Below are 15,483 nucleotides of genomic sequence, written 5' to 3' on the forward strand. Positions count from 1 at the left end.
CGGTTCCGGCCCGGAAAGGGACGGGCAATGGCGACGTTCGCGACGGGAGTCCAGTTGCTCGGCGGCCTCACACTGCTGTTCTCGAACGGCTTCTTCGTCGTCACGGAGTTCGCGCTGACGCGGGTCAGACAGTTCTCGGAGAGCGAGTTCCGCGGCGGGAGCGGGCTCGAACGCGCCTGGGAGATGACCGAGGAGCTCGAGATCTACCTCTCGGGCTGTCAGCTCGGGATAACGATATCGAGCGTCGGGCTGGGGATCGTGGCCGAACCGGCGCTCGTGGCGGTGCTCGACCCGGCGGTCCGGGCGGTGGGTCTGGCCGGCGTGCTCGGCGGCTCGGAGGGCCACACCGCGCTCGCGGTGGGGCTCGCGCTCGTCAGCGTCAACCTCCTCCACGTGATCGTCGGCGAGCAGGCCCCGACCTACCTCGGGATCGAACGCACGAAGCTCGCGGCGCGTTACGGCGCGCCGGTTCTCTACTGGTGGACGACGCTGCTCGGCCCGGTGATCCGTTTCGCCGACTGGGTGGCGAAGGGGTTGCTCGGCCTCGTCGGGATCGAGATCACCCGGTCGTGGGCCGACGAGGAGATGGAGGAGGACGACGACGACCGGCCGGCCTCGCGCGGCGAGATCAAGAGCCGGATGGGGTCGATCCTGGGTGGGGAGATCCCCGACGAGCGCGAGGAGGAGGTGCTCAACGCGCTCGAGATCGGCGAGACGCCCGTCGCGGACGTGATGGTCCCCCGCGAGGCGGTGGTGGCGCTCTCGACGGGCGATCCGACGGTCGACAACCTCGAAGTCATGCGAAAACGCCAGCACACGCGACTCCCACTCGTCGGCGACTCGCTCGACGAGTTCGTCGGGGTCGTCTACGCGCCGGTGGTGCTCGCGAACATCGACGCGCTCCGCGACGGGGGCCGCACGCTGGAGGCCGTCGCCACCCCGCCGATGACCGTGCCCGACGACCTCCCGGTCAGCGAACTCATCGACCGGTTTCAGGCCGAGAGCCAGGAGCTCGCGCTGGTCGTCGAGGGCGGAGAAGCCGGCGGGAAGAGCGAAGAGAGCCGCGTGGTCGGGCTCGTGACGACGACCGACGCGTTCGAGGCGATCGCCGGGGACCTCGAAGACCCGTTCGACTGAGCCTCAGTCCGCCGCCGAGCCCGCACCGCCGTGGGCGTCGTCCGTCATCGACGAGTCGCGGTGGAGGTAGTAGAGCGCGCCGAACAGGAGGGTGGCGAGCACGTTGAGGACGGCCTTGTAGTCGAGCTGTATCGAGGTCTCGGCGACCTGGGTGCCCGCCCGCGCCGGGATGAGCCCGAACCCGGCGAAGACCGCGTGGACCACCAGTCCCGTGACGACCGCACAGACGAAGATCATCCCAGAGAGGACCGCCGCGAACTGCGTCCCGTAGTAGCCCCGGTAGGCGTCCAGCAACGGCGGGATGATGAGGTCGGCGTAGATGTAGCTCAGGACGCCGCCGAACGAGAGGCCCTCCGTCCAGAGGATCGTGGCGAACGGGACGTTCCCGACCGAACAGACGAACGTCACGATACCGATCACCGCCCCGAGGAACGTAGTCCAGACCACGAACGCCGGCAGCCCGAGGACCTCGCCGGCGAACAGGCCGGTCCAGACCGAGTCGGGCACGAACCCCGAGAGGACGCCGGCGAAGACGAATCCCACGAGGATGTCCTCCCAGAGCATCCCCCACTCCTTCCACTGTTTGTCGGCCAGCGCGCGCCAGCCGTCGATCGAGGTGGCGCGCTCGCGGATCGAGTCGTTCGCGTCGGAGGGGTCGAAGCTCTCCATGCAGCTTTCCGAGCAGAAGTAGTAGGTCGTGCCGTCGTGCTCGGTGGAGTACTCCGTCTCCTCCGGGTCGACCTCCATCCCGCAAACCGGGTCGCGCGCGGTGGGTTCGTCGTCGGACGTGGCGTTCTCGCGGGCGCGCTCGATCACGTCGTCGGGGACGAGATACCGGAAGCCGAGCGCCATCAGGCCGATCAGGAGCAGCCCGCCGAGGAAGTCGGCGGCGAGGAACTGCCAGCCCAGGAGGATCCAGATCACCGCGCCGATCTCGATCACGAGGTTGGTCGAGGCGAACATGAACGCGCCGAGCGCGGCGGCCGCCGACGCGCCCTTCTTGAAGAAGTTCTTCGCGGTGGCGGTCGCCGAGTACGAACAGCTCGACGAGACGAACCCGAAGAAGGTGCCGTAGGCGAGTTCGCGCGGGCCGTCGCCGTCGAGGAGGTCCGAGACCTTCTCGCTCGGGACCCACGCCTCCACGCCGCCGGCGATCGCGAAGCCGACCACCAGCGCCCACCACGTTATCCAGCCCATCGTGACCGCCGTCGTCGCGGTCTCGACGGCCCCGCCGACGAGAAACGAGCCGAGGGGCTCCCGGGTCGTGACCGCCCCGACGGCGACCGCGAGGACCGCGAGCACCGTGAGGATCGCGTAATCACGTCTCTCCATCGTGTGTCCATATCTACACGGTCGCCCTTTTCCTACGTTGTGCCTTCGAGACCATCGCCATCAGCCTAGAGTGGGTTCGATGACGAAGTGAGGGAAACCGCTCGTTTCACATGTCGAACCATCCGGGGAAGGAAACACCGCGAACGAAGCGTGAGGATTATCGGACGGGTCGAATCCCGGTCGATTTTGGACAGTTCTCCTCAGTCTTGGTCGCCCCAGGCGGAGTCGTGCACCGCGTCCCGTACGGTCCGGGCGTCGGCGTCGGTCCGGTCGCGGACCATCCGGCGGAGGCGAGCGAGTTCGGTGGCGAGCGAGTCGCGGCCGAACACCGCGAAGCCGCAGAAGATGACGACGAACCCGACGAGCGTCGTGGCCGAGACGGACTCGCCGAGGAGCACCCAGCCGCCGAGGGTCGCCACCACGGGCGAGAGGTAGAATATCAGGTTGCCCTGGATCGCGCCGACCTCGTCGAGGAGGCCGAAGTAGGCGATGAACGCCAGCGCGCCCGAGAAAACCCCGACGTAGCCGAGCGCCGCGATCCCGGGCAGGGTCCACTCGATCGCCGCGAAACTCTCGCCGGCGGCGAGGCTGAGGCCGTGACAGACCAGCGCCCCGACCGGGAGCGCCCAGGCCGTTCTGACGGTGCTCGAAAGCGAGGAGTCCGCCCGGCGGATCGTCACGCTCCCGAGCGCGCCGAAGACCGCCGCCGCGAGCATGAGGGCCTTCCCGAGCAGGCCGCCGCCGAGGAGGCTCGCGGGGTCGATACCCACCACGAGCGCCACCCCGACGAACCCGATCGCCATCCCAACGCCGCCGGCCCGCGAGAGGCGTTCGTCCGAGAGGAGCACCGCCGCGAGCACCGGCGTCAGGATCGGGTTGAGGCTGTAGATGATCGACCCGACGCCGCTCGTGGTGAACTGCTGGCCGACGAAGATGCAGGCGTTCGTGAGCCCGATCGCGAACACGCCCGCGCCCGCGATCCCGAGGAGGTCCGACCGGGTTCGGGGGAGCAGCTCCTCGCGCGGGAACCGATAGACCGCGTAGCCGACCAGCACGAGCGCGCCGATGTCGAAGCGGGTGGCGACGAACAGCAGCGGCGGGAAGTACTCGAGGCCGGCCTTCGCGGCGACGAACGTGCCGCCGAAGAAGACGCCCGCAGCGAGGAAGAGGCCGAACAGGCGACGCGACGCCGACACTACGGCCGTCCTCCGACCGAGGCCACCGTCTCGAAACCGATCCGCGCGAAGGGAGGGAGTTCGTCGTTCATCGAGTCACGATACGTCGTCCGGGTTTGTATATGTGTTCAGAAACTTTTTCGAAGAATGAAAATGTGTTGCGGCGCGTCGTCGGCTCACGGGGTGAGCGGATTTCAGGGGACGAAAACGGCTATACGCGAGCGGGGGCCAGGGAGGATATGGACCGGGCGCTCGAAGAGATCGAGTTCCTCGCGCTGTCGGCGAACCGGGTGGCGGTGCTCGAGACGCTGCGCGAGCACGCTTGCACCCGCCGGGAGCTCGCCGAGCGCACCGACGCCTCCCAGCCCACGCTCGGGCGCGTCCTCAGGGACCTCACCGAGCGCCACTGGGTGACCCACGACGGCGAGCGCTACACCACGACCGCCACGGGGGAGATGGTCGCGGCGGAGTTCACCGACCTCCGGGAGACCCTCGAAACGGAGCTTCGGCTTCGCGAGGTGATGGCGTGGCTGCCGACCGACACGATGACGTTCGACCTCCGTCGGCTCCGGGACGCGACGATCACCCGTCCGAGCCAGACCCGACCCGACGCGCCCGTCCAGCGTGCGCTCGAACTCCTCTGGGACGCCAGCGAGGTCAAGATCTTCTCGCACGCGTTCAACGGCCGGAGCCTCGACGTGCTCCAGCGCCGTATCGCCGACCACGAGGGTCGGTTCGAGGGGGTGTTCTCGCCCGCCGCGGTCGAGGCGCTGGCCGACGACGCCCCCCTCCGCCGCCAGCTCCAAGACCTGCTCGCGGCCGACGACGCCGAGGTCCGGCTCTACGACGGCTCGATCCCGGTCGCGGTGACGCTCGCCGACGACGTCGTCCACCTGCTGCTCCGGGACGAGGGCGGCCTCCTCCGGGCGGGGATCGACACCGACGACGAAGAGGCGGTCGCGTGGGCGCGCGAGACCCACGAGGCCTACTGGGAGCACGCCACGCCGCTCGACCTCGACGCGCTCGATTGAGCTCGACCCCGCCGACCACGCGGGATTTACAACGAGGATTGTTAATTATACTGATAAGTCTTATCCGTGGCCGGTGCCGACCGCCGAGCGATGAAGACGGGGACCGAAACGACGGGGCGCATCGCACGCCTGCTCGGCGCGAGGGACGACCGTCGGTCCGGGTCGGCGGACCCCGACACGCCACGTCGGGCCCGGGTCGCCGACTCGGTGATATTCGGGGTGCTCGGCGCGGCGTTCGCGACCTGGGCGGTCCGGATCCCGGCGGTGAGCGCCTCCCTCGGGATCGATTCGGGGGCCATCGGGCTGGCGCTGCTCGGCCTCGCGGTCGGGAGCATCCTCGGGCTGGTGACCAGCAGCGCGCTGGTCTCGCGCTACGGGAGCCGGCGCGTGGTCGGGGGCGGGCTGTTCGTCTACTGTCTCGGGCTCCCGGTCGTCGGGCTCGCCGGCGGGTTCGCGAGCCTCGTCGGGCTGTTGGCCGTCTTCGGGTTCGGCAAGGGGCTGGTCGACGTGGCGGCGAACGCCCAGGGCGTGCGGGTCGAGCGCGGTTACGCCGGCCAGATAATGGGGAGCTTCCACGGGCTGTTCAGCGGCGGCGGGCTGGTGGGATCGGGCTTCGGCGGGGTCGCGGTCGCGCTCGGGCTCTCGGTCGAGACCCACTTCGCGATAGTCGGGGTGGCCCTGCTCCTCGTCGGCCTCGCCGCCAGCACGCGCCTGCTCCCCTTCGAACCCAGCACCGGCGGCGACACGGCGTTCGCGCTCCCCTCCCGAAAGCTCGCGGGCTTCTGTGCGATCGGCTTCTGTGCGCTGTTCATCGAGGGGGTCGGCAACGACTGGAGCGCGGTCTTCCTCGACGGCCCGGCGGGCGCGGGTCCCGCGGTCGCGACCCTCGGCTTCGCGGCGTTCTCGCTGTTGATGATGGTCGGGCGCTTCCTCTCCGACCGGCTCGTCACGCGGCTCGGCGCGCGGCGCTTCCTCCGGGTGACGGCGACGGTCGCGGGCCTGGGGCTCGCCCTGACGCTCGTCGCGCAGACGGTCGTCTCGCTCGTCGGCTTCGCGGTGCTCGGGGCGGGGCTGGCCGGCGTGATGCCGGTGGCGGTGAGCCTAGCGGGCAACCACGACCCCGACACCCCGGCCGAGCGGGCGGTCGCCGCGGTCTCGACGACGGGCTATGGGGGGTTCGTGATCGGACCGGTGCTGATCGGGCTGCTCGCCGACGCCACCTCGCTCCGGGTGGCCTTCCTCCCGGCGCTCGGGCTCGCGGTCGCCATCGTGGCGCTCACGACCGTCCTCCCGACGGTCACTCGGGGCTCTCACGCCGATTCCGTCGGCGCGAGCGGGGACGACTAGCCCGACTCGACCCGCTCGACGACGAGCCGGGTCACCGCGACGTCCTCGGTGATGGCACCCCGCCCGCCGACCGTGTACGTGCGGTCGTCGGTTTCGATGCAGACCCGGGCCGCGCCGGCGAGTTCGGGGAGCGACGCGGGTTCCTCGTCCGTCGTGCCGGTGTACTCGACCCCGACGAACTCCCCGGCGAGGGTACACGCCTCCCCCGTCCCGACGAACTCGCCCTCGACCCGGCCGGAGATGGTCGCGCCGCCGTCGAGAAGGGGTTCGAGCCACCGGACGCAGTCGGTGATCTCGACGAACGAGTGGGGTGGCTCCTCGCTTCGCGCGGTGTAGACCTCGTCGTAGACCTCCCAGAGCCGGCTCAGGAAGTACCAGTGGAAGACGTAGGCGGTGGTGTAGTCGTCGACGAGCACGCCGTACTCCTCGGACTGCGGTGCGGCGGTCGCATAGCACGCCCGCTGGCGGTCGGCCAGCAGCAAGAACGGACCCGGAAGCTCCCGGCGGCGCACCTCGGTACACGTCCCCTCGAACGCCGCCGCGTCGAGGCCGTCGTCGGGGACGTGGAGCGAGAGCTGGACCTGGACGCCCCGTTCGAAGGCGTCGCGAAGGTCGGCCTCGAGCCGGCGAAACTCCTCGGGGGTCGCGGCGACCTGGAGGTGGGCGGCCGCCCCCGCGACCGTCTCGCGGGCGTGTTCGAACACCGTTCGGCGGCGGCGCACGATGCTCACGCCGCCGCCTTCGACCGTCGCCTCCCGATACCGGGTTTCGACCGCCTCGATAGCGGTCTCGAACCGCTCGATTGCGGTTCGCAACCCCGAGAGCGCCTCGTCGGGGTCGTTCGCCCGGGCGTAGAGCCGGTCGCGGTCGTAGGTCGTCACGTAGCCCGCGTCCTCCAGCCCCCGGAGGACGTCGTAGACCCGGGGTTGGGGCACGTCGCTCCAGGCGGCGATGTCGCTCGCCGACCCCGAGCCGCGTTCGAGGAGCGCGACGTAGGCGTCGGCCTGGTAGGGCGAGAGCCCCGCCGTTTCGAGCACCGCCCGGAGTTCGTCGGAGTCCATTGGACACCGTTCGGTACTGGTGGGTTTAGGTCCCGCCCCCTCCGTCGGCGGGCGTCGGTGACCGATCCGACGCGCCGCCTGCGAGTGCCGGCCCGGAGCCTAATCCGCCGGCCCGCCGTTGGTCGGTATGAGTTCCGGAGAGTGGAGCGGCGACGACGAGTTCGAGTGTTCGACCTGTGGAGCCGTCTTCGAGACCGAGCGAGAGCTCGAACAGCACGCCGAATCGGAACACAGCGACCCGACGTCGTCCTGACTCACGCCCGAACCCATGCACGCCCGACCGCCGAGTCGGGAACCGTTCACGGATATTCCATACTAGATGCTCTTCAACGACCGAATCAAAGACGACGAAACCGTCGAATCGATCTCGCGCGAGGAGATGCTCCGCCACTGGCTCGAAAAGGAGGTCCACGAGAACGACGGCGACGACCTCGCTGTCGACGCCATCGAGGACGAGGACCGCCTGCTCGACGAGCTCATCGACCGAAAACCGATCGCGGAGTCGATCTTCGCCGACAGCGACCTCCGGTGGCACCACCTCGACCTCCAAGAGGACGAGCTCGAAGCCCTCCACACCATCAAGGGCGAATCCGGCGAGGACTGGCGGGCGATCACCGAGGAGAACACCATCGCGAGCATCGCCGACCACATCCACGAGGCCGACGACCTCGCCGAGCTCGACACCCCGAAGGACCTCGAACAGGTGGTGGACTTCGCCTCGAAGTTCCCCGACGACATCGAGATGGAGGAGCTGATCGCCGTCGAGGAGACCGACGAGGACGCCTACCTCGCCGACGGGAACCACCGGGCAGTGGCGATCGCGCTCCACCGCAGGGACGGGGGAGACTACCCCGAACAGGAGGCCTACGTCGGCGCGAGCGCGGACCAGCTGGGTTCCTGAGAGCCGCTCGCTTCGTCGTATCGGACGATCACTCCAGCCGGTAGCGCAACAGCGCCGCGATACCGCCGAGCGCGCCCAGCTGGTTGCCGGGCGCGAACTCGCTCGAAAAGACGGTGACGGAGCCACCCTGCTGTTCGACGCTCTCGATGACCTCGTTCGCGTCGATCGACCAGTCGCCGTCGCCGGCCCGTTCCTCCCGAAGTTTGTCGTCGAGCACCAACAGCTCGTCGATCGCACCGTACTCCGCCGCTTCGGCCACCGCTTCGATGCCGTAGGTCGCCGCGCCCTCGGTGGCGATCCGTTCGGTGAGGGCGTCGATCTTCTCGGCCTCCTCGGCGATCCGGGTCTCGGCCTGGACCTCCTCGACCGCGCCGCGTTTCAGGACCTCGTGGACGCCCCGGTCCCCGGCGGCGCTGGTGTCGACCGTCGCGCCGAACTTCTCCGCCACGTCGGGATGGTGGCGCTCGATGTACTTCAGCGCGTCTTCTTTGGTGAATCCCGGTCCGGCGAGCAGGACGGTGTCGACGTCGAGGTGTGAGAGTGCGCTCGCGAGGTCGCCGAATAGCTCCTCGCGGTCGCGCGCGTCCTCGCCCTTTCCCGTCGGCCCCGTCAGGGAGGCGTACTCCTCGGTGCCGTACTGTGCGACGGTGTGGATCGAGGCCGCGCCCTCCTCGACTGTAGCGATGGCGACCTCGGCGTTCTCGGTGGCCTCGACGGCCTCCTCGATCCGCTCGCGCTGGTCGGGCTGCCAACGCTTCTCGATCTCGACCTCCTCGCGCTCCTCGACGTTCAGGGTGTGGTGGTGGCCGACCTGGTCCTCGCGGGAGGCCCACTCGATGGGTCCCGAGACCCGGAGCCGGTTCGCGAACTTGTGAAACTCGCTCTCCTCCACGGAGAGGGTGACGGACATGGGTTCGCGCTCGCCGCCGGTGTCGCGCATCCGGTCGTCGGCGCGCTGGATCCGCCGGGTCGTCTCCCCGGAGACGAGGTCGCCGGGTTCGAGGACGTAGGAGAGATGCCAGAGGTCGTCGAGGCTCTCGGGGACGAGCGTCCAGCGCTCGCGCCCGCCCTCGACGCTCGTCCGGCCGTTGATGCGCATGGGGAAGCTCGGGGGCGGGGGGCTAAGTGCGCTGTCGTTCGCCGTTCGTCGGGTGAGATCGGACGGCCGTCGAGCGAGTCGAGTTGTCGACGAAGCAAACAGTTATGGTGCGAAAACCGGAACCACGAACGACACCGATGGAACGGAAGATCGACCCGAACGGGGGCCACGACGGGCGCTACGGTTTCGACGGGGGATCGTCGAGGAACGACTCCGAGGGACTCCTCACCGGCGAGTTGGGGCTGGATGCCGACGTCGTTGCCGCCATCTCGTACGTGCTCTGGTTCGTCTCCGGGATCGCGGTGTACGTCCTCGAGGACGACCGGACACTCCGGTTTCACGCCGCCCAGAGCATCGTCGTGTTCGGCGGTCTCTGGGTCCTGAACGTGTTCTTCGGGGTATTCGCCATCGTCGGTATCGGGTCGGTCGGGGCGGCGCTGAGCAGCCTCCTCTCGCTGCTCGGGGTCGGACTCTGGGTCTTCCTCGTCGCCACGGCTTACCGGGGCGAGACCCGCCGGATCCCGGTCGCGGCCGACCTCGCCGACCGACTCGCCGGGGAGGAAACACGACGCGGCTCGCGCGGAACGACGAACGACGACGCGCTGGCGGCACTCCGTGACCGGTACGCCCGCGGCGAGATCGGCGAGGAGGAGTTCGAATGCCGGCTCGAACGGCTGCTCGAAACCGAGCACGACGACCGAAACCGGCGGCGTGAGTCGCCGGAAACCGAACGGTCGTGGTGAGCAGGACGAACGGTCGGACCCTCAGTCCTCGACGACCCGGCTCCCGCCCGGTGGCAGGAACTCGGCGATCAGGTCGGGGCTCGCGACCTTCCTGACGAACGAGGTGTCCCGGAACCGTTCGCGGAACGTGCGGTAGAGGCGCTTCGCGGCGTCGTTCTGGGCGTACTGTCCGGGTTCGAGGGTGACCGAGGTCTCCGTTCGGGGTTCGATCGCCGACGGCGGACCACCGACCACGCGGGTCTCGGGTTCGCAGGTGATGCCGACCGCCGCGCCCACGGCCGTATCCCGGAAGTAGGTGCGGTCGCCGCGAACCGTGAACGCGCCCTTTTCGAGGTACTCGCCGCTCTCGGGGGTCTTCGAGACCTGGTCGGGGTCGGCCATGTAGACGTCGCCCGCGAAGCGCCCGTCCTTCCAGACCGACGAGTAGGAGACGGCGAACTTCGCGGCCTCGTCGAGCGTTCCCTGCGGGAGGTCGATCTCGCGGGTCGGTTCGCTCGGGCCGGTGGCCTTGAGGACCGTGACGGGGCCGCCACGGGCCTGGGTGTGCAAGAAGCGGTCGCCGCGGTCGAGGTACTTCTTGACCAGATCTTCGTTCTGGTCGGCGTTGCGGCCGCCGAGCACCAGAAAGCCGTCCGAGGTGTGGAACCACCGGAAGCGCTCGTACCACTGCTCGTTCGTTCTGATGGGTATCGAGCGCCGGTCGAGCCAGTCGATGTCCTCGGAGTCGTCGTCGGCGTCGGTCGCGTCCGCGCCGCCGGCTTCCCACTCCTCGCGGCGCTGTTCGAGGGCTTCGAGTTCGGCGCGGGTGTCGGCGATGGCCTCCTCCGCGCCCTCCTTCTTGCCGACCACGCGTTTGGCCTCGCGGTAGAGCCGGTCGGCGTTCTGCTCGACGCCCTCGCGCGGGTCGAGGGTGATCGTCTCGCCGTCGACCTCGACGCTGACGGTTCCCTCGCTGGCTTCGACCCCCGCGACGGCCTCCGCCGCCGGGATCCCCTGTTCTTTGCCCTCCTCGAACCGTTCTTCGATCTCCTCCCACGGGGTGTCGCGCTCGCGGGCCGTGCGAACGGTCGAGAGGATCTCGTCGACGAGGCCGTAGTTCGCATAGAGGGATTCGGCCTTCGCGCGTTCGGCCTCGGCCTGTTCCTCGAAGCCCTGGATCGCACCTTCCTGCTGGTCGATGATGCGTTGCTGGCGCTCGATCTCCTCCTCGAAGTCGGGTTTCTCGCGCCCGCCGCCCTCCTCGTTCTCGGTGGTCTCGAGGTCGACGAAGTAGGCGTCGAGTGCCTCGGTGAACGACTCGAAGCCCTCGCTGTCGAGGTCGGCGTTCTCTTCGAGCGGGAACGGCGTGACGTCCACGGGCTCGTCGTCCTCGCGGTAGATCCGGGGATCGAAGTCACCGTCCGAGAGCCGCTCGGAGAGCCGGGTGAGCGCGTCGAACAGCGCCGAGTACTCTTCTTCGCCCGAATCCTCGATGGCTTGCTCCTTCTCGACGCCGGCACGGGTGCAGAGCTCCTCGGCGTAGAGGCCCCCGAAGTTCAACTGCGTGGCGAGCGTTCGCACGAGGTCGGTGTTCGACTCCTCCATCCGGGCGGCGAAGCCCTCGTAATCGACCGCGAGCGGGTCGAAGCGCGAGGAGGGGAACTCGTACTGCGCGCCGGGAGCCACGGTTCTGGACTGGAGCCGGACGGTGTTGAGACAGTCGACGACCTCGCCCGTCGAATCGAGCACCGCGACGTTGCCCTCGCCGAAGAGTTCGGCCACGATCCGCGTATTCCGGTCCTCGCGCTCGAACTCGAAGGTCAGCACCCTGTCGAAGCCGAACTGCGAGGCCCCGGCGAAGTCGGCCCCCGAGAGCCGGTTTCTGAGCATCTTCGCGAAGTCCGGCGGTCGACCGGGCGCGTCGGGGACGTGGTCGGGCGAGACGACGTGGGCGCGTTTGGTCTCGCCGACCTCGACCATGAGCTCGACGCGGCCACGGTCGAAGTCCCGGAGTTTGAGGCGAAGCAGGTCGTCGCCGTAGAGATAGGCCTTGTCGAGTTTCGCGCCGGCGTACCGCCCGAGTTCCGTCACGAGCGCCGCGAGGTCCACACTGGTGAGCTCGCGTTTCGGGTCCATGTCCCACCACCGGACCCGCGCCGAAAAGAGGTGTCGTTACCGCCGTCCGGGACCGTCGCGAGTCGAGGAGCGGTGGGGGTGCGGACTACGGCGGCGGTGTGGATGCCGCAGCGGCGCGGACTACGGCGGCGGTGTGGATGCCGCAGCGGCGCGGACTGCGGTGGCGGTGTGGATGCTGTGGCGCGCGGGAGGCCGTCGAAGACGGCCGACTCGTGCGAGGGATGAGCGGAGTGAGGGCGAAGCCCGAGCGAAGCGAATCGGTTGGGGAGGCTCGTGGCTGTCGCGGGGCGGTTGCGGAGCGGTCTCTCATTGGAGCCAGGTATTGCCATCGCCGTGTCTCGAATCGCCACAACCGTGCATGGAGGTCTCCGAGGTAGTCCAACGGAGCAGTAGGGTTCAAATCCGACTCCGAGTCCGACACCTCTTTCATCCAAAGCATCCCACCATCGCGCATGACTTCCCGCGGCCCGCTCGCGACCGTCTCGCCGCTCGACGGCCGCTACGCGAGCTACACCGAGCCACTCGTCGAGTACGCGAGCGAGGGCGCGCTGATCCGCGCTCGTGTCCAGGTCGAGATCGAGTACCTGATCGCGCTCGCCGACTGCGACGCCACGCCGTTCGCCATCGACGACGCCGACCGCGAGACCCTTCGCGAGGTCTACGAGTCGTTCTCCGAGGTGGATGCAGAGCGCGTGAAACGCCTCGAAACCGAAGGGACGGACGACCGGCCCGCGACGAATCACGACGTGAAGGCCGTCGAGTACTTCGTTCGCGACAGCCTCCCCGACCCCGCTATCGCGTCGTGGGTTCACTTCGGGCTCACGAGCGAGGACGTCAACAACCTCGCGCGGCGGGTGTGCTGGAAACCGGCGGTCGAGTCGGTGGTGCTCCCCGAACTCGAAGCGGTACAGGAGAAGTTCGCCGACCTCGCCACGGCGTACGCCGACACCCCGATGCTCGCGCGAACCCACGGCCAGCCCGCCACCCCGACCACGTTCGGCAAGGAGATGGCGGTCTACGCCGGGCGGCTCCGCCGGAGTATCGACCGGGTCGAGCGCGCGGCCGACGGCCTCGCGGGCAAGCTCGCCGGCGCGAGCGGGACCTACGCCGCCCACCGCGCCGCCTACCCCGAGGTCGACTGGCGAACGTTCTCGGCGGCGTTCGTCGGCTCGCTGGGACTCGCCCACGTCGAACCCGTGACGCAGTTGAACCCCGGAGACGACCTCGCGCGGCTGTTCGACGCGCTCCGCGGGGCGAATCGAGTCCTGCTCGACGCCGACCGCGACGCCTGGCGCTACGTCTCGGACGGCTATCTCGGCCAGGACAGCGCGAACGACGAGACGGGGAGCTCGACGATGCCCCACAAGGTCAACCCCATCGACTTCGAGAACAGCGAGGGCAACCTCGAGAAGGCGAACTCGGACCTCGAATTTCTGGGGACCTATGTTACGACCTCGCGCCTCCAGCGCGACCTCTCGGACTCGACGGTAAAACGAAACGTCGGAAGCGCGTTCGCCCACTGCCTCATCGGCTACCGGAAGGCGGGCATCGGGCTCTCGAAGGTGGTCCCGAACGAGCGGGTCATGCGCGAGGACCTAGCGGCCAACCCCGAGGTCGTCGGCGAAGCGGTCCAGACGATCCTCCGACGCGAAGGGTATTCCGACGCCTACGAGCGGGTGAAGGAGCTGACCCGTGGCCGACGGACGAGCCTCGACGACTTCCACGAGCTGTTCGACGACCTCGACGTGAGCGAGGCGACCCGCGAGGAGCTACGGGCGCTCACGCCCGCGGGCTACACCGGCCTCGCGAGCGAGCTGGCCGATTCGGAGAGCTGACGGGAGCCGCTGTGCGACCCCAAGGAATCACCGAATCACGGTGACGTTGACCGGCGACCGGCGCACCACCGACTCGGCGGTGTTGCCGAGGAGGACCCGGGTGATCCCCGTGCGGCCGTGTGCGCCCATCACGACGTGGTCGACGTCGTGGTCGGCGACGTAGGCACAGATCCGGCGAGCCGATCGCCCGAAGACGATCTCGCCCCCCTCGATCCGATCCGGGTCGTTGGCGCGTTCGCGCAGCCGTTCGTGGAGCGCCTCGGCGTCGTCGCGAACGCCCTCGTACCACTCCTCGCTGTAGCCGGGCATCCCCGGAACCCCCGTCGGCGACTGATAGCCCGTCGTGAGGGGGTCGATGTCGACCGGGTCGATGACGGTGAGGAGGGTGATCCGGGCGTCGTCGAACGTCAGCGCGAAATCGAGGGCGCGTTCGGACTGCGGCGAGCCGTCGGTCGGGACGAGTACGTGCTTCGGCGCGGGCGAGTCGCTCATGCGGCGCTATCGACCGCGTGAGGACAAATCGATTTCCATCCCACCGCCGACAGCGACCGATCCCGTCGATCCCGGTGTGGTGCCGGCCTCAGAGGACGAACGCGAAGATCACGTACGACCCGACGGTCGAGATGGTCGGCGTCAGCAGCCAGAGCATCACGATCCGGCTGGTCGCCGCGGCGTCGAACAGCTCCTCGGCGACGAGTTCGTCGGGGTCCTCCTCGCCGATCTTCGGGACCTGGGCCGGCTGTTCGTCGGTCTCCGGCGGTTCCTCGGCGGGTCTGGCGGTCGCGAGGTCGCCGACGGACGGGCCACGCGGCAGCGGCGGCTCGCCGGTCTTGGGTGTGGTCTCGGCGGCCAGCGCGCCCACGGAGAGGTCGGGTCCGCCCTCGCCGCTCATCGCGGAGCCGGCGGCGTCGGCGAGCGTCACCGCGCGCGAGGAGCGCCCCCACCCGAGGCCGATGATACAGGAGGTCATGCTGACCGCGAGGCTCGCCGGGATCCCCATGTTCGAGAGCACGGTGATGATCGTCGCCCCCACCAGCGAGACCAGCATCGCGGCGAGGATCGGGAGGTCGGTGATGCCGTCGCCAACGGTGTCGAGGGTGCGTCGGGCGATCGTGAACGCCCCGACGCCGATCGCGGCGATGGCGAGCACGACACCCTGGACCACCGTGATCTGTCCGCTCCCCACGAGCGGTGCGACCGCGTTGGCGACGTTCGACGCCCCCGCCGAGAAGGCGTTGTAACAGGCGACCACGAGCACGAGGGCCGCCCCGACAACGTCACGCGGCCCCACGTTCTCGTTGAGCCGGGGTGTCGGAATCGACCCCGACCGGTCGAGGTGGAACAACCCGCCTTCGATCCGCGCGAACGAGATCCGGGCGTCGAGGTAGGGGTAGATGTACCGCCCGATAATGACCCCCGCCCAGAAGGCGACCAGCGGCGCGACGATCCACGCCGAGACGATCGAGAACATCAGGGTCTCGTTGAGGGTGTTGCTCGCGAAGCCGAGCCCGACGATCGCGCCGACGGAGGTCATCGAGGTCGAGGCCGGGACGCCATAGAGGTTCGAGATCAGCAACGAGAGGCCGGTGAAGAAGAGAACGACCGTGCTCGCGACCAGCGTGAACTGGCTCGACGGCACGATCTCCCCGCCCATGGTCGTGACGACCTTCCGCCCGACCGTCCAGCCGCCGATCAGCGCGAAGAGGG

General features: G+C 69.1%; 14 protein-coding genes. 7 read left to right on the forward strand and 7 right to left on the reverse strand.

The annotated features are described in order from the left end of the window. Nucleotides 1-27: 27 nt before the first annotated feature. Nucleotides 28-1,137, forward strand: coding sequence for a CNNM domain-containing protein (locus C447_RS16640; RefSeq protein ID WP_007695983.1), 1,110 nt, complete (start codon nucleotides 28-30; stop codon nucleotides 1,135-1,137). Between the two features lie 3 nt (nucleotides 1,138-1,140). Here C447_RS16640 and C447_RS16645 read toward each other — a convergent pair whose 3' ends face one another. Together C447_RS16645 and C447_RS16650 are read right to left on the reverse strand one after the other, a co-directional pair. Next, entirely contained in the window at nucleotides 1,141-2,469 is a 1,329-nt protein-coding gene (locus tag C447_RS16645) for a permease (protein ID WP_007695984.1), read from the reverse strand. Nucleotides 2,470-2,669: 200 nt separating this feature from the next. Continuing rightward, nucleotides 2,670-3,665 (reverse strand): DMT family transporter, encoded by a 996-nt coding sequence (locus C447_RS16650; RefSeq protein WP_007695986.1) that lies wholly within the window; start codon nucleotides 3,663-3,665, stop codon nucleotides 2,670-2,672. A gap of 218 nt (nucleotides 3,666-3,883) precedes the next feature. On the opposite strand from C447_RS16650, the gene C447_RS16655 reads away from it, so the two are divergent. Together C447_RS16655 and C447_RS16660 are read left to right on the forward strand one after the other, a co-directional pair. Next, entirely contained in the window at nucleotides 3,884-4,675 is a 792-nt protein-coding gene (locus C447_RS16655; protein ID WP_007695988.1) for a helix-turn-helix transcriptional regulator, read from the forward strand. 90 nt (nucleotides 4,676-4,765) lie between these two features. After that, the gene (locus C447_RS16660; protein WP_007695989.1) at nucleotides 4,766-6,022 is read left to right on the forward strand and encodes an MFS transporter; all 1,257 of its coding nucleotides are present in this window, start codon (nucleotides 4,766-4,768) and stop codon (nucleotides 6,020-6,022) included. Here C447_RS16660 and C447_RS16665 read toward each other — a convergent pair. Further along, nucleotides 6,019-7,083, reverse strand: a complete 1,065-nt coding sequence (locus tag C447_RS16665; RefSeq protein WP_007695991.1) for a TrmB family transcriptional regulator — start codon at nucleotides 7,081-7,083, stop codon at nucleotides 6,019-6,021. The genes C447_RS16660 and C447_RS16665 overlap by 4 nt on opposite strands. A 127-nt stretch (nucleotides 7,084-7,210) precedes the next feature. Here C447_RS16665 and C447_RS18700 point away from each other — a divergent pair, with 127 nt between their 5' ends. After that, the gene (locus C447_RS18700; protein WP_237713319.1) at nucleotides 7,211-7,336 is read left to right on the forward strand and encodes a C2H2-type zinc finger protein; all 126 of its coding nucleotides are present in this window, start codon (nucleotides 7,211-7,213) and stop codon (nucleotides 7,334-7,336) included. Between the two features lie 66 nt (nucleotides 7,337-7,402). Next, the gene (locus tag C447_RS16670) at nucleotides 7,403-7,984 is read left to right on the forward strand and encodes a hypothetical protein (protein WP_007695993.1); all 582 of its coding nucleotides are present in this window, start codon (nucleotides 7,403-7,405) and stop codon (nucleotides 7,982-7,984) included. Nucleotides 7,985-8,012: 28 nt separating this feature from the next. On the opposite strand, the gene C447_RS16675 is transcribed toward C447_RS16670, so the two are convergent. Beyond that, entirely contained in the window at nucleotides 8,013-9,083 is a 1,071-nt protein-coding gene (locus C447_RS16675) for an mRNA surveillance protein pelota (protein WP_007696001.1), read from the reverse strand. 137 nt (nucleotides 9,084-9,220) lie between these two features. Between C447_RS16675 and C447_RS16680 the strand changes: the two genes are divergently transcribed. Continuing rightward, nucleotides 9,221-9,826: an SHOCT domain-containing protein gene (locus tag C447_RS16680; RefSeq protein ID WP_237713318.1), complete on the forward strand. Its 606-nt coding sequence runs from the start codon at nucleotides 9,221-9,223 to the stop codon at nucleotides 9,824-9,826. A 21-nt stretch (nucleotides 9,827-9,847) separates the two neighbouring features. Here C447_RS16680 and rqcH read toward each other — a convergent pair whose 3' ends face one another. Beyond that, nucleotides 9,848-11,941 (reverse strand): ribosome rescue protein RqcH, encoded by a 2,094-nt coding sequence (gene rqcH / locus C447_RS16685; RefSeq protein WP_007696003.1) that lies wholly within the window; start codon nucleotides 11,939-11,941, stop codon nucleotides 9,848-9,850. A gap of 452 nt (nucleotides 11,942-12,393) precedes the next feature. Between rqcH and purB the strand changes: the two genes are divergently transcribed. Next, nucleotides 12,394-13,776: an adenylosuccinate lyase gene (purB, locus tag C447_RS16690; RefSeq protein WP_007696004.1), complete on the forward strand. Its 1,383-nt coding sequence runs from the start codon at nucleotides 12,394-12,396 to the stop codon at nucleotides 13,774-13,776. Nucleotides 13,777-13,803: 27 nt separating this feature from the next. On the opposite strand, the gene C447_RS16695 is transcribed toward purB, so the two are convergent. After that, nucleotides 13,804-14,268 (reverse strand): universal stress protein, encoded by a 465-nt coding sequence (locus C447_RS16695; protein ID WP_007696005.1) that lies wholly within the window; start codon nucleotides 14,266-14,268, stop codon nucleotides 13,804-13,806. A gap of 88 nt (nucleotides 14,269-14,356) precedes the next feature. Beyond that, a partial coding sequence (locus C447_RS16700) for an inorganic phosphate transporter (protein WP_007696006.1) occupies nucleotides 14,357-15,483 on the reverse strand: 1,127 nt, incomplete at its 5' end.

This window comes from Halococcus hamelinensis 100A6 (genome assembly GCF_000336675.1).
Taxonomy (GTDB): Archaea; Halobacteriota; Halobacteria; order Halobacteriales; family Halococcaceae; genus Halococcus; species Halococcus hamelinensis.